This is a genomic window from Catenuloplanes niger (genome assembly GCF_031458255.1).
GTDB lineage: Bacteria > Actinomycetota > Actinomycetes > Mycobacteriales > Micromonosporaceae > Catenuloplanes > Catenuloplanes niger.
This window is the reverse complement of sequence record NZ_JAVDYC010000001.1, coordinates 480,927-493,992: the sequence shown is the minus strand read 5'-3', so window position 1 is coordinate 493,992 and position 13,066 is coordinate 480,927. Positions and strand designations below refer to the sequence as shown.

Sequence of the window (13,066 nt, the reverse complement as noted above, 5' to 3'; positions counted from 1 at the left end):
CCGGGTGCCCGCCGCGGTGCTCCGGCGGCCCGGTCACGGCAGGGCCGGGGCGGCAGCGGCGACCCCCGCGAACCGGTCGGAGCCGAACACCTCGCAGCGGATGCGCTCGGCCGGCACCCCGCGGGCCAGCAGCGCGGCGCGGACCACGCGCATGAACAGGACCGGCCCGCACAGGTACGCCTCGGTGTCCGGCGCGACCGGCAACCGCGCCGGGTCCAGCGCGCCGTGCTCGGTGGCGTACCAGACCAGGTGATCGAAGTTCGTGAGCCGCGCGCCGTGCGCGTCCACCCGGTCGCGCAGCGCGTGCCGGTCCGGCGTGCGCTCCGCGTGCGCGAGCGTGACCGGGCGGTCCGGCTGCCCGGCCGCCACCTGCGCCACGATCGAGGCCATCGGCGTGATCCCGACGCCCGCGCTGGCCAGCAGCAGCGGGTGGTCGCCCGGCCGCAGCGTGAAACTGCCGTACGGCGGGCTGACGGTCAGCGTGTCGCCCGCCCGCACGGTCGCGTGCAGCCAGCCGGAGACCGCGCCGCCCGGCACCCGCCGGACCGTGATGCACAGCGGCTCGCCGGGCGCGCCGGACAGCGAGTACTGCCGGATCTGGCGGGTGCCGTCCGGCAGGTCCGCGACCACGCTGATGTACTGCCCGGCCCGGAACGGGACGTCGCCGGCGAGCGTGAACGACACCGTGTCCGTCGCGGCCCGCTCCCGGGCCAGCACGGTCACCGGCCGGAACGGCTCCCGGTCGGTGACACCGGCGCCCTGGTAGAGGCGGGCCTCCCGGCCGATCAGCCGGACCGCGAAGAGCCAGTAGACCTCGTCCCAGGCGGCCGCGACCGCGGGCGTGACCGCGTCGCCGAGCACCGTGCCGACGGCGCCGAGCAGGTACCTGCCGATCAGCGTGTACTGCTCCGGCCGGATGCCGAGCGCGGCGTGCCGCACCGCGATCCGCTCCACGACCGCGTCCACCGCCCCCGTCCGGCGGATCGCCGAGCCCGGCCAGGTGCGCGCCGTACGCCGCGACCGCGGCCGCCAGCGCGGACCGCTGCTCGCCGGTCGCCTGCGCGCTGCGGTTGAACGTGTTCCGCAGCTCCGGATGCTCGGCCAGCATGGTGGCGTAGAACGTGCCGGTGATCGCCTCCAGGTGCGCACCGACCACGGGCAGCGTGGCCCGGATGACGGGCAGGTTCGCCTCGGACAGCATGATTCCTCCAATGTGGCCGGTGACCCGGCCTCCGCGGGACCGGGCCGCCGGTGCGCCGGACGGCGAAACCGGGCGCGACGTCGAGGCTCACGTGGCCCCGCGACCCGCGCGATCCCGGCGCGCCGCGCGCGGACGGCACTCGCCCAGTGGGTGGACACGGCGGCAAGTACCCCCTCGGGCTCGTCCTGACCGTACGACGCCGACGATCGTGGTGTCCGCGGCTTGCCTGCGGCCGGCCGGCGAGCCGCGGTGGGGACGCCATGGGGGACGCCGTGGCGCGCCGACCGTCGGCACGGCTCGGCCCGGCCGGTGGTCCGCCGGCCATGAATGCAACGTGCCGGTAACCTTCGCTTTCCGCCGAATCTATTCCGCGAGTGACAATGCTCTCCTCCCGGCGTCGTCCGATGTGGTGAAAACAGCGGGAACACCGGCCCCAGGCGTCACTGCAAAACCGCCGTGACCAGCGGCCAAAACCGGCTCGAAACAAAGCTCCGCGCAGCTCACGACCGTACCAACGAATGGTTTGAATGGTTTTCGTCCGCCCCCGGCGGCGGTGCGCGATGATTAGGCTTGGGCCCGAATTTTCGGTTACCCGGGGGAGTCGATGAACAGTCAATCAGCGCCAGTGACATCGCAGAAACTCGACGGTGCGGTCCTGAAGGTCGCCGGCGTCGTCGTGCTCGGCGCCATCATGTCGATCCTGGACGTGACCGTGGTCAGCGTGGCGCTGCCGACGTTCCAGGAGGAGTTCGGCGCCACCTACGCGCGCGTCGCCTGGACCATGACGGGATACACGCTGGCGCTCGCCACCGTCATCCCGCTGACCGGCTGGGCCGCGGACCGGTTCGGCACCAAACGGCTCTACATGGCCGCGGTCGCGCTCTTCACGATCGGGTCCGTGCTCTGCGCGATGGCCGACTCGATCACCATGCTGATCGCGTTCCGGGTGCTGCAGGGCCTGGGCGGCGGCATGCTGATGCCGCTCGGTATGACGATCATGACGCGGGCGGCCGGCCCGGAGCGGATCGGCCGGCTGATGGCCGTGCTCGGCATCCCGATGCTGCTCGGCCCGATCATGGGCCCGATCCTCGGCGGCTGGCTGATCGACGTGGCCACCTGGCACTGGATCTTCCTGATCAACCTGCCGATCGGCATCATCGCGCTGGTCTACGCCTACCTCGTGCTGCCCAGGGACGCGCCGGAGCCGTCCGAGTCGTTCGACTTCGTCGGCATGCTGATGCTGTCGCCGGGCCTGGCCGCGCTGCTGTTCGGCCTGTCGTCGCTGCCCGAGGAGGGCAGCATCACCGCGACCCGGGTGTGGGCGCCGATGGTCGCCGGCGGGCTGCTGGTGATCGGGTTCGTGCTCTACTCGTTCCGGCCGGCGCACCCGCTGCTCGACCTGCGCCTGTTCCGCAACCGCAACCTGGCGGTCGCCTCCATCACGATCACCGTCTTCATCGTCGCGTTCATGGGCGCCGGCCTGCTCTTCCCGAGCTACTTCCTCCAGATCCGTGGTGAGTCGACGCTGCACGCGGGTCTGCTGATGGCGCCGCAGGGCCTCGGCGCGATGGTGACCATGCCGATCGCCGGCACGCTCGCGGACCGGGTGCCGGTCGGCCGTACCGTCCCGTTCGCGCTGCTGTTCATCGCACTCGGGCTGTTCACGTTCACCCAGCTGGACGCGGACACGTCGTACTGGCTGCTCTGCGGCTCGCTGTTCGTGATGGGCCTAGGCATGGGCGGCACCATGATGCCGATCATGACGTCCGCGCTGAAGACGCTGACCAGCCACGAGGTCGCACGCGGCTCCACGCTGGTCAACATCCTGCAGCAGATCGGCGGCTCGGTCGGCACCGCGATCATGTCGGTGCTGCTGACCAGTCACCTCAACGACTCCACACCGGTGCCGCTGCCGGACGGCGGCACGGTCACCGAGGCGCAGATCGCGATTGGCGCGCAGCTGAACCCCGCGTCCGCGCAGGGCACCGACCCCGCGCTGATCCAGCGTGGACTGGACTTCGCGGCGGACGCGTTCGCCAGCACGTTCTGGGTCGCGTTCGCGCTGGTCGTGTTCACGCTGGTGCCGGCACTGTTCCTGCCGCGCCGACGCGAGGTCTCGCACCTCGGCGACGACCAGCCCACGGCCGCACCGATCATGGTGCATTGACCGGTTCCCGTCGCCACATGAGATCGTCCGGCGGTCCCCGGAGAACAGTCCCGGGGACCGCCCACGTTATCCTCCGGCCCCATGGACGTCGGTCAGTTCTACGCCGCGGTCGCCGGCATCAACTTCACGCTCCTCGGCCTCTGGTGGGTGGCGGTCACCGAACGCCGCCAGCTCCGCGAGGGCGGCCCGCGCGTGCGCCGGATGGCCTACACGGTCTCGCTGCAGTTCCTCATCCCCGGCGCGCTGTCGCTGCTCGCCCAGGTCGCACCGAACGTGCCGGCCTTCTGGCGCACCGCGTTCGCGCTGGCCGGCCTCCTCGGCGCCGTCTCCGTGCTGATGCTCTCCCCGGCCGTCGCCCGCGAGAACGAGATGACCCGCCGCGGCGCCCGCCTGCTGCGCTTCCTCAGCCTCCCGGTGTATCTGCTGATCGCGGTCGTCGCGCTGCTGCCGTTCGAGGGCCTGCCGCTCACCCCGCTGCAGATCGAGGGCGTCATGCTCGCCGTCCTGGTCCTCCTCGGCGCCCAGACCGCGTGGACCGTCGGCCTGGCCGCCCCCGCCGAACCCGAACCCGCCACCACCGCGGCCGACGACCACCGCGTCACCCAGTCCGTCCACTGAGGACCGGGCGGCAGAGCGCACAGGCTTTCTCTGCCCGCTTCCGGCGCGGTCACCTTCCCGGTGCTCCCGCGGGCAACGGTCGTCGCCAGGGCTCCTCCCTGCACGTTCCGCGGTCGGCCGGGAAAGACCGCGGGCACTCACCGCCCCGGCCCGGCACCACGGTGCCGGGCCGACCGATGCGCGCCGGCGCTTGGATGCCCGGTCAGGTCCGGTTCAGCCAGGACGCGGGGTCACGCCGCACGTCCTCCACCGAGGTGAGCGCGGCACCGATCACGGCGGCGTCCGGGCCGAGCTGGGCCGGGCGGACCTCGATCGGCGCCCACCGGCTGCTCAGCGCGCGCCGGCGCAGCTCCGTCTCGATCGGCGCGGTCAGCCAGGACGCGAGCACCGCGTAGGAGCCGCCGAGCAGGACCGTGCCCACGTCGACCAGGTTGACCAGGCCGGCCAGCGCGATGCCGAGCGCGGTGCCGGCGGTCTCCAGCGCCGCGGTCATCTCCGGTGTGCCGGCGTCCGCGGCGGTCAGCAGGTCGCGGTGCCCGGCCGCGGCGCGCAGCACCTCGAGCCCGGCACAGGTCTGCAGGCAGCCGCGCGCACCGCAGGCGCACTCCCGGCCGTCCGGATCGACGGTGACGTGGCCGAGCTCGCCGCTCCACCCGCGGGCACCACGCAGCAGGCGCCCGCCGAGCACGATGCCGGCGCCGAGGTCGAGCGCGCCGGAGACGTAGACGAAGTCCGCGCTCTCCCCCGAGTACAGCTCCGCCAGCGCCGCGAGGTTCGCCTCGTTCTCCACCCCGGCCGGCACCCCGGCCGCCGCTCCCCGGTACCCGCCGACCGGATCAGCGGCCGGGTCCGCGGTCGTCGGCCGGGCGGTGGCTGCCGCGAGTTGTGCCCGCAGCAGCGTGCCCGCGTCGACGTCCCGCCAGCCCAGCGGGGGCGCGAAGCGCACCAGTGTGCCCGCCGAGACCGCGCCCGGCACCGCCAGCGTCGCCCGGACGACCTCCAGCCCGGACGTACCGGCCTGCGTCATGACCTCGGCCGCCAGGCCGCCGAGCGCGCGGAGCAGCTCCGGGGCGGGCCCGTCCACCCGCGGCACCGGCCGGAACACCAGGTGCCGCACGGTTCCGGTCAGGTCGACCAGGCAGGCGGCGAGGCGGTCCGCGCGGATGTCCAGCCCGAGGCCCGCGGGCCCGCGGGCGGAGAGCGTCAGCCCGACCCGGGGCCGTCCCGCGCTCTGCGACCGGGCCGGCCCCGACTCGGTGATCAACTGTCCGGCCAGCAGTTCCTCCACGATCCGGGTGATCGTCGGCCGGGTCAGCCCGGTCCGGTCGGCCAGTTCGACGCGGGAGATCGGCCGCTCCGCGGACATGATGTGCCGGAACGCCAGCGCCAGGTTGTGCGCCCGCAGACTGCGCTGTCGCGCCGGCGCGTCGGCGGACGGCATGGCCGCCGCGAGCCGGCCTCCGCGGGCGTCGTCCGGCATCCCGGCCGTGCCGAGGTCATCGGACGGCACGGGCCCGCGGAACGTGTTCCATCCCGCACCGGCCTCGACGCGCAACGCGGCCTGCGCCGTCAGATCACCGGCTGCCGCGGGTCCGGGCGCGGTGGGTCCGGCGTGCGCTACCGGCTCGGTTTCCGCTGTGGTTCCGGCCTGCGTTACCGGCTCGGTCTCCGTCGCGGACCCGGGCTGCGGTGCGGGCTCGGACCGTACCGTCGATTCGGTCTGTGCCGGCCCACCGGGCTGTCCCGCCGGATCGTGGGTGGGTGACCCGGTGCCACCGTCCCCGCGATCGGGTCCCGGCCCGTCGGGGTGCTCCGGCGGGCAATCGTTTCGGGCCGGCCGTGTCATGCGGCTCCGGACAGCGTGGCCGCCTCGCCGGGTGACAGTTCACCGTCCGCGACCACCACCGTGAACCGCCGGGCCGCCGTCGCAGCCGGGGCGAGCGTCAGCGGTGCCCGCCAGGCCAGCGCGGACCCGACGCCCGCGTAGTCCCGCACCCGCACGAACCACGGGTCGGCCCGGGTGACCGCGTCCGCGCCGGCGAACACGAGTGTCCACGCCGGACCGGCGAGCGCCAGCCACGGCGCCGGGGTGCCGTGCAGTTCCGTGATCCGGTCACCGGCCGGCCCGAACGCCCGGGCCGGGGCCGGCGCGCGCCAGAACAGCCCACCGTAACCGGCGCCGTCGCGCCCGAGCACCGCCGGGCTGCGCAGCGTCACGGTCCGGCCGGCCGCGTTGGTCAGTGCGAACGCCACGTCCAGCGCCCACGCCGAGGCGGTCAGCGGGCGCGCGGCGATCCGCCGCCGCTCGGTCAGCAGCGCGGTTCCGTCCGTACCGACCCAGCTGAGCGAGTGGGCGAACGCGTCCGGCTCCACCGCGAGCCAGTCCGTGTGCAGCTGGGTGCCGTGGTTGTCCAGCCACACCGGGCCGTGACCGGGGACGAACGTGCGGCCACCCCAGAAGTTCGCGCCGTCCACCTCCGGCACCGCGATCCCGGCGCCGAGGTGGTGCCGGTGCGAGGGCGGCATCAGCTCGGTGACCACGGTGCCGCCGCGCGTGCGGACCGGGTGCAGGTAGGGCCGGGGCGCCACGCCGGCCGGCAGCGACGTGCCCACGTGGTACTCCGCGACCGGCGGGGCGCCGCGCTCGATCGTGAGTGACGCGTCGACGGACGGAATCGCCTGCACCACGACCACCTCTTCACCTCGCCGAGATCTGCAGCGCGGCCGTCGAGAGCTCCGCCGCCTCGGCCACGCCGAGCGTGCCGTCGGCGACGACCGTGATGATACGACGGGACAGCGTCTCTCCGGCGGGTACGACCAGCGGCCGTTCCCAGGCCAGGCAGGAGCCGACGCCCGCGTAGTCGCCGGTGCGCACGAACCACGGGTCCGCCCGGGTGCGTTCGTCGGCCGGCACGAACAGCAGTGACCAGCGGGTACGCCCGGCGCCGTGCCCGCAGAGCGCGAGCCAGTCCGCGGTCCGGCCGTGCAGCCACCGCACACCCCGCCGGTCCGGCCCGAACGCGCTGGCCACCGTGGTGCCGGTGCCGGTGCCGGTGCCGGTGCCGGTGTTGATGGACGGCGCCCGCCAGAAGAACCCGCCGTAGCCGGCACCCGGCCGCCCGTTGACGGCCGGGCTGGCGAACGACAGCGGCTCCGCGGTCACGTTCTCCAGCGTGAACGCGACGTCCAGCGCCCAGCAGCCCCAGGCGGGCAGTGGCAGCACCGCGATCCGCCGCCGTTCCCGCACCAGCGACCCGCCGTCCGCGCCGTGCCAGACGAGCCGCGCCTCGACCGCGTCCGCCGTTCGTGCGTCCCACCGGTCGTGCCGCTGCACGCCGTGGTTGTCCAGCGGTCGCGGCCCGGCCGTGCGGACGAACGTGCGCCCGCCCCAGAAGTTGTGGCCGGCCAGGTCCGGCACCGCGATGCTGACCCCGAGGTGGTGCAGGTGATCGCCCGGCATCACGTCGGTCACCCGCACGCCGGACAGCGTGCGGACCGGGTGCAGGAACGGGCGTGGCGACACGGTGCGGGGCAGCTCCGCCGGATCCCACACGTACTCGGCCACGTCGGTGTCCCCGCTGGCCAGCCGCACCGAAGCGGTCACGGCGACTCCACCCGCACCGGTCCGAAGTCCGCGTGCCCGCCCGCACCGGCGGCGAACAGCCCGACGGTCGCACCGGTCCAGAACCCGGGCACCGGCGGGTACGGGATCTCCGCGTCGCCGAACCGGCAGACCGTGTCCGGTCCGATCCGGACGGTCAGCGTGACCCGGTCGGAATGCCACCGGACCGGCGGGGCCAGGTCGCGTTCGGGCACCGGTGGCGCGGACGCGTCGAAGCCGCCGACGCCACCGGCCGCGTCCGCCTCGGTGCCGCGGCAGACCAGCCAGGAGCCCTCCGCCGTCCGTTCCAGCCCCAGCCACGCGTACCCCCGGCCCAGGATCGTGATGCCGGCCCGGGCCGACCCGTCCTCGCTGAGCCGCAGCTCGGTGGTGACGACGGACGGGGCGATCAGCCGCTGCCCGAGGATCGCGGGCAGTCGCCGGAGATCGCCCGGGTCCTCGTGCAGGAACAGCCGCAGTCCCGGACGCAGCATCTCGTGCCAGCTCGGCTCCGGGTTGCCCTGCCAGGTCCACTGCGGCCCGAAGCGGTCGCCGTCGAACGCGTCGCTGGTCGCGGGTGCCCGGTGCGGGAGGCCCGGCACCGGTACGGCGTGCGTGCGCACCGGTTCGCCGTCCGCGCCCAGCACCGGCCAGCCGTCGTCGCCCCACCGCATCGGCTGCAGGTGCACCACCCGCCCGCGCGCGCCGCGGTCCTGGAAGTGCACGAACCAGTCGCTCGCGTCCGGTGCCGTGACCCACGCTCCCTGGTGCGGCCCGTTCACGTCCGTGCGACCCTGTGCCAGCACGGTGCGCGACTCGTACGGCCCGAAGAAGTCCTTGGCGCGGAACGCCATCTGCCAGCCGGCCGGCACGCCACCGGCCGGCGCCAGGATCCAGAACTCGCCGTCCCGCTGGTAGATCTTCGGCCCCTCCAGGCCGTAGCAGCCGTCCACCGTGTCGCCGTCGACGACGACCGTGCCGTCGTCGAGCAGCTCGCGCGCGTCCGGCCGCATGCGGTGCCCGGTGAGCCGGTTGTTGACGCCGGACCGGCTCTTCGCCCACGCGTGCACCAGGTACGCGCTGCCGTCGGCCGCCCACAGTGGACACGGGTCGATCAGGCCGCGGCCGGGCTTGAGGCAGAACGGCTCGCTCCACGGCCCGCGCGGGTCCTCCGCGGTGACCACGAAGATGCCGTGGTCCGGGTCGGGGTAGACGATCCGGAAGAGGCCGTCGTGGTGCCGGATCGCCGGTGCCCAGACGCCGCCGCCGAGCGGGACGGGGTGCGGCATCCGGTCCAGCGCGTGGCCGGCGACGGTCCAGCCGACCAGGTCGCGGGAGTGCAGGACCGGCAGCCCGGGCACGCGGTGGAAGCTGGACGCGGTCATCCAGAAGTCGTCGCCGACCCGGATCACGTCGGGATCGGACCAGTCGGCGTCGAGGATTGGGTTGCGGTAGACGGATGCGCTCACGCCTGCCACGCTAAATCGACATTTATCATTAAGTCAACCCATGCAACTAACCACTTAGGCTGGAGTATTGACAAAGTTTCCGCACGAAACCTAGGGTCCCATCGATCAATGCCGACGTTCACACGGAGGTGGGCGGGATGATGGATCGTCGTGCTGCGCTGCGGGCCGCGGCCCTGACGGCGGCCGGCCTGGGTGCGCTGTCCGCCTGCGGCCGCGGGTTCGGCGGCGGCGGGGACGACACGCCGGACGGTGCCGTGGTGCTCACCATGGTCTGGTGGGGCGACAACACGCGGGCCCGGAAGACACAGGCCGCGCTGGACGTCTTCCAGCGCAAGAACCCCGGCATCACGGTCCGCACCGAATACCAGGACAGCGCGCCCTACAAGGACAAGCTCGCCACCCGGTTCGCGGCCGGCGACCCGCCGGACCTGATGGCGATGCGGATGGACAGCCTCCGGGAGTACGCGGACCGCGGCGCGCTGCTGGAACTGGCCGGGCTGGACCTGTCCGGGCTCGGCGAGAGCGCCCGCACGCTCGCGGCCGTGGGCGACCGGACGTACGGCGTACCGTCCGGGCTGAACAGCATCGGGTTCGTCGTCAACCGCACGCTCACCGACCGGTTCGGGGTGCGGATCCCGGACGGTGACACGTGGGGCTGGGACGACCTCGGCACGTTCGCCCGCGCGGTGACCGAGGCCGGCGACGGCACGGTCTACGGCACCGGGTTCGACCTGTTCACGCTCGCGAACCTGTTCGTCTTCACCCGGCAGCGCGGCGAGGACTTCTTCACCGAGCGGGGCACGCTCGGCATCACGGCCGGGACCGTGCAGGCCTGGTTCGAGATGGCGCAGCGGATGCGGGACGAGCGCGCGCTGCCACCGGCCGGGTTCATGGACGAGGCCGGGTCGTCCGCGGCCCAGTCCTACATCGCGTCCGGCAAGCTCGCCTCGCAGATCATCCCGACCAACAACTTCCTGTCCTACAACGAGGCCGCCGGCGGCAACCTGGCGCTGCTGCGCATGCCGGGCGAGACCCAGGGGGTACGCCGCGGGCAGTCCATCGACACGCCCGCGCTGTGGTCGATCGCGGCCCGGTCGAAGCACCCGCGCGAGGCGCTGGCGCTGCTCGACTTCCTGATCAACGACCCGGAGGCGTCGCAGGCGACCGGCACCACCCGCGGCGTACCGCCGAACCAGCGGGTCGCGGCCGCGATCAGGCCGGGCCTGGCGAAGGACGACCAGGTCGCCACGGACTACCTGATCGGCCTGCAGGGCGAGACGCTGCCGCGCTCGTTCACGTACCCGCCGGGCGGCAGCAGCATCGCGGCGAGCCTGGAGACGATCGCGACCGAGGTCGAGTTCAAGCGTCAGACCCCGGCGGACGGCGCGGCCGCGTTCATCGCGGAGGCGACGAAGGCGCTGCGGACGTGAGCGTGCTGCAGCAGACCCCTGTTGCCGTGCCGGCCCCCGCGCCGCGGAAACGCTACCGGCGGCAGGACCGCTCCGGATACCTCTTCCTGCTGCCGTGGTTCGCCGGCATGCTGTTCACGATCATTCCGTTCTTCGCGTCGCTGTACCTGGCCTTCACGGACTACAACCTGCTCAACCCGCCGGAGTGGATCGGCCTGGCGAACTTCCGGGAGATGCTGGCCGACGAGCGGCTGATGCGGTCGCTGCGGGTGACGGTGATCTACACGGTGGTCTCGGTGCCGCTCTCGCTGGCCGCCGCGCTCGGCGTCGCCATGGTGCTCCAGCAGGGCATCCGCGGGCTCCCGGTCTACCGGGCGATCTTCTACCTGCCGTCGCTGCTCGGCTCCAGCGTGGCCGTGGTGATCCTCTGGCGGTACCTGTTCGGCGTGGACGGTGTGATCAACAAAGGGCTGGCGTGGTTCGGGATCACCGGACCGGCCTGGACCACGGACCCGTCGCACGCGCTCACCACGCTGATCATCCTGCACGTCTGGACGTTCGGTTCACCCATGGTGATCTTCCTGGCCGGGCTGCGGCAGATCCCGGCCGCGTACTACGAGGCCGCGGCCGTGGACGGGGCCGGACCGTGGCGGCGGTTCCGCTCGGTCACGCTGCCGCTGCTCAGCCCGATCATCTTCTTCAACCTCGTACAGTCGCTGATCGCGTCGCTGCAGACGTTCACCCAGGGATTCGTGATGAGCGGCGGCACCGGCGGGCCGGCCGACTCGACGCTGTTCTACAACCTGTACCTCTACCTGCGCGGCTTCACGCAGTTCGACATGGGCTACGCGTCCGCGATGGCGTGGGTGCTGTTCGTCCTGATCGCGCTGCTGACCGCGGTCAACTTCCTCGCGGCGCGCTGGTGGGTGTTCTATGACGACTAGGCCGTGGGCCCGGCACGTCGTGCTCTGCCTGGTCGGGGCGCTCATGATGTACCCGCTGCTGTGGCTGCTGTCCAGCTCGGTCAAGCCCGGCGCGACCGTCTTCACCCAGCCGGGACTGTGGCCGGAGTCCTGGGACCTCACGAACTATCCCGCCGGCTGGGTCGCCCTGGAACACCCGTTCTCGCTGTACCTGGCGAACTCGCTGGTGATCGTGGTGCTCAGCATCGTCGGCAACCTGATCTCCTGCTCGCTGGCCGCGTACGGCTTCGCGCGGCTGCGGTTCACCGGGCGTCGGCTGTTCTTCACGCTGATGCTGGGCACCATGATGCTCCCCGGCCACGTGCTGCTCGTCCCGCAGTACGTGGTGTTCGCGAAGCTGGGCTGGCTCAACACGTACTATCCGCTGCTGGTCCCGAACTTCCTGGCCACCAACGCGTTCTACATCTTCCTGATGGTCCAGTTCATGCGCGCGCTCCCCACCGAACTCGACGACGCCGCGCGCATCGACGGCTGCGGCCCGTTCCGCACGTTCTGGAAGATCATCATGCCGCTCAGCCTGCCCGCGTTCGCCACCACCGCGATCTTCACGTTCATCTCGGTCTGGAACGAGTTCTTCGGCCCGCTGCTCTACCTGACCGACTCCGAGCTCTACACCGTGCCGCTCGCGCTGCGCCAGTTCGTCGACTCCGAGGGCCAGAGCGCCTGGGGCCAGATGTTCGCGATGTCGTTCGTCTCCCTGGCCCCGGTGATCGGCTTCTTCATCGCCGGCCAGAAGTATCTGGTCAAGGGCATCGCCACCACCGGCCTCAAGTAGCCCTCACCGCCCGCCCGCCCGGCCGTGGGGCCGGTTCGTGGCGCGGGTGACCGCCGCGGTGCGGATCGCGGCGTGCGGGAACGGTTCCGGCGCCGGCGTGGTGCCGCGCCCGTGCGCCCGCACGATCGCCGGCCGCTGGTGACCTTCGGCGAGCGTCCGTCGGTGGTCTCGGATGAGCGCGCCGGTCGGTGGCCTTACGCGAGCGCGACCTTCGCGGCCGGATGCAGGCGGTACCCGAAGCCGCGCAGCGTCGAGACCAGCGGCGCGTTGCCGGCCTTCAGCCGGAGCCGGCGCACGTGCACGTCCACGGTCCGGCCGCCGATCTGCTCGCCCGGCCAGAGGTTCTCCAGCAACTCACGCCGGCTGAACGCCCGCTTCGGATGGCGGGCGAGGAAGTGCAGCAACTCGAATTCCAGCCGGGTCAACGGCAGCTCCCGCCCGTCCCGCATCGCCAGCCGTGCCATCGGATCAAGAACCAGAACCCCGTCACCACCGGCGGGTACGTCATGCGCCGCAATACTCTGCAACAGCCGGATCACCCGCTCCGCCTCCGGCGTCAGCCCCGCGTCGCCCAGCCGCACCCGCACCGACACCACCAGCTCCGACGCCCCGGCCGCACCCGGCTCGACCGCCACGTCCATCGTCTTCATCCCACCATAATGACAACGATTTTCAGAAAGGTCGAGCCGGGGTCGTCCGCCCCACACCGGCCACCCAGCGCACACGATGCCGCCCTTGCCACGCGCCGCGCCGATCGCGGGCGTCGCCCCGCTCCGCACTGATCATCGCCGCGCCGCCGCGCCGCACTCAGTCCTGCCGGCTCAGCGCGTCGTGTGGCGTTCG

At 72.8% G+C, this 13,066-nt stretch carries 11 protein-coding genes; 5 read left to right on the top strand and 6 right to left on the bottom strand.

The window, feature by feature from the left end:
• Positions 1-33: 33 nt before the first annotated feature.
• On the bottom strand, positions 34-966 hold the full coding sequence (locus J2S44_RS02130) for a globin domain-containing protein (protein ID WP_374727798.1): 933 nt from the start codon (positions 964-966) through the stop codon (positions 34-36).
• 839 nt (positions 967-1,805) lie between these two features.
• Between J2S44_RS02130 and J2S44_RS02125 the strand changes: the two genes are divergently transcribed.
• Together J2S44_RS02125 and J2S44_RS02120 are read left to right on the top strand one after the other, a co-directional pair.
• Positions 1,806-3,368: a DHA2 family efflux MFS transporter permease subunit gene (locus J2S44_RS02125; protein WP_310408505.1), complete on the top strand. Its 1,563-nt coding sequence runs from the start codon at positions 1,806-1,808 to the stop codon at positions 3,366-3,368.
• Between the two features lie 81 nt (positions 3,369-3,449).
• A complete protein-coding gene (locus tag J2S44_RS02120; RefSeq protein ID WP_310408502.1) occupies positions 3,450-3,986 on the top strand; it encodes a hypothetical protein in 537 nt (178 codons plus the stop codon).
• Between the two features lie 202 nt (positions 3,987-4,188).
• On the opposite strand, the gene J2S44_RS02115 is transcribed toward J2S44_RS02120, so the two are convergent.
• The 4 genes from J2S44_RS02115 to J2S44_RS02100 form a co-directional block, all read right to left on the bottom strand.
• On the bottom strand, positions 4,189-5,496 hold the full coding sequence (locus J2S44_RS02115; protein ID WP_310408500.1) for an ROK family protein: 1,308 nt from the start codon (positions 5,494-5,496) through the stop codon (positions 4,189-4,191).
• 332 nt (positions 5,497-5,828) lie between these two features.
• Positions 5,829-6,680: a DUF6807 domain-containing protein gene (locus J2S44_RS02110; protein WP_310408497.1), complete on the bottom strand. Its 852-nt coding sequence runs from the start codon at positions 6,678-6,680 to the stop codon at positions 5,829-5,831.
• A gap of 4 nt (positions 6,681-6,684) precedes the next feature.
• Positions 6,685-7,590, bottom strand: a complete 906-nt coding sequence (locus tag J2S44_RS02105) for a DUF6807 domain-containing protein (protein WP_310408495.1) — start codon at positions 7,588-7,590, stop codon at positions 6,685-6,687.
• Positions 7,587-9,056 (bottom strand): glycoside hydrolase family 43 protein, encoded by a 1,470-nt coding sequence (locus tag J2S44_RS02100; protein WP_310408493.1) that lies wholly within the window; start codon positions 9,054-9,056, stop codon positions 7,587-7,589. The genes J2S44_RS02105 and J2S44_RS02100 overlap by 4 nt, the downstream gene beginning before the upstream one ends.
• 137 nt (positions 9,057-9,193) lie before the next feature.
• Between J2S44_RS02100 and J2S44_RS02095 the strand changes: the two genes are divergently transcribed.
• The 3 genes from J2S44_RS02095 to J2S44_RS02085 are packed head-to-tail and all read left to right on the top strand — an operon-like array spanning position 9,194 to position 12,223.
• Complete coding sequence (locus J2S44_RS02095; protein WP_310408490.1) at positions 9,194-10,486, top strand: ABC transporter substrate-binding protein; 1,293 nt, start codon at positions 9,194-9,196, stop codon at positions 10,484-10,486.
• A complete protein-coding gene (locus J2S44_RS02090; protein WP_310408488.1) occupies positions 10,483-11,409 on the top strand; it encodes a carbohydrate ABC transporter permease in 927 nt (308 codons plus the stop codon). The genes J2S44_RS02095 and J2S44_RS02090 overlap by 4 nt, the downstream gene beginning before the upstream one ends.
• Positions 11,399-12,223, top strand: a complete 825-nt coding sequence (locus J2S44_RS02085; RefSeq protein WP_310408486.1) for a carbohydrate ABC transporter permease — start codon at positions 11,399-11,401, stop codon at positions 12,221-12,223. Before J2S44_RS02090 ends, J2S44_RS02085 begins: the two co-directional genes overlap by 11 nt.
• Positions 12,224-12,417: 194 nt before the next feature.
• Here J2S44_RS02085 and J2S44_RS02080 read toward each other — a convergent pair whose 3' ends face one another.
• Positions 12,418-12,873, bottom strand: coding sequence for a winged helix-turn-helix domain-containing protein (locus tag J2S44_RS02080; protein ID WP_310408484.1), 456 nt, complete (start codon positions 12,871-12,873; stop codon positions 12,418-12,420).
• Positions 12,874-13,066: the final 193 nt, after the last annotated feature.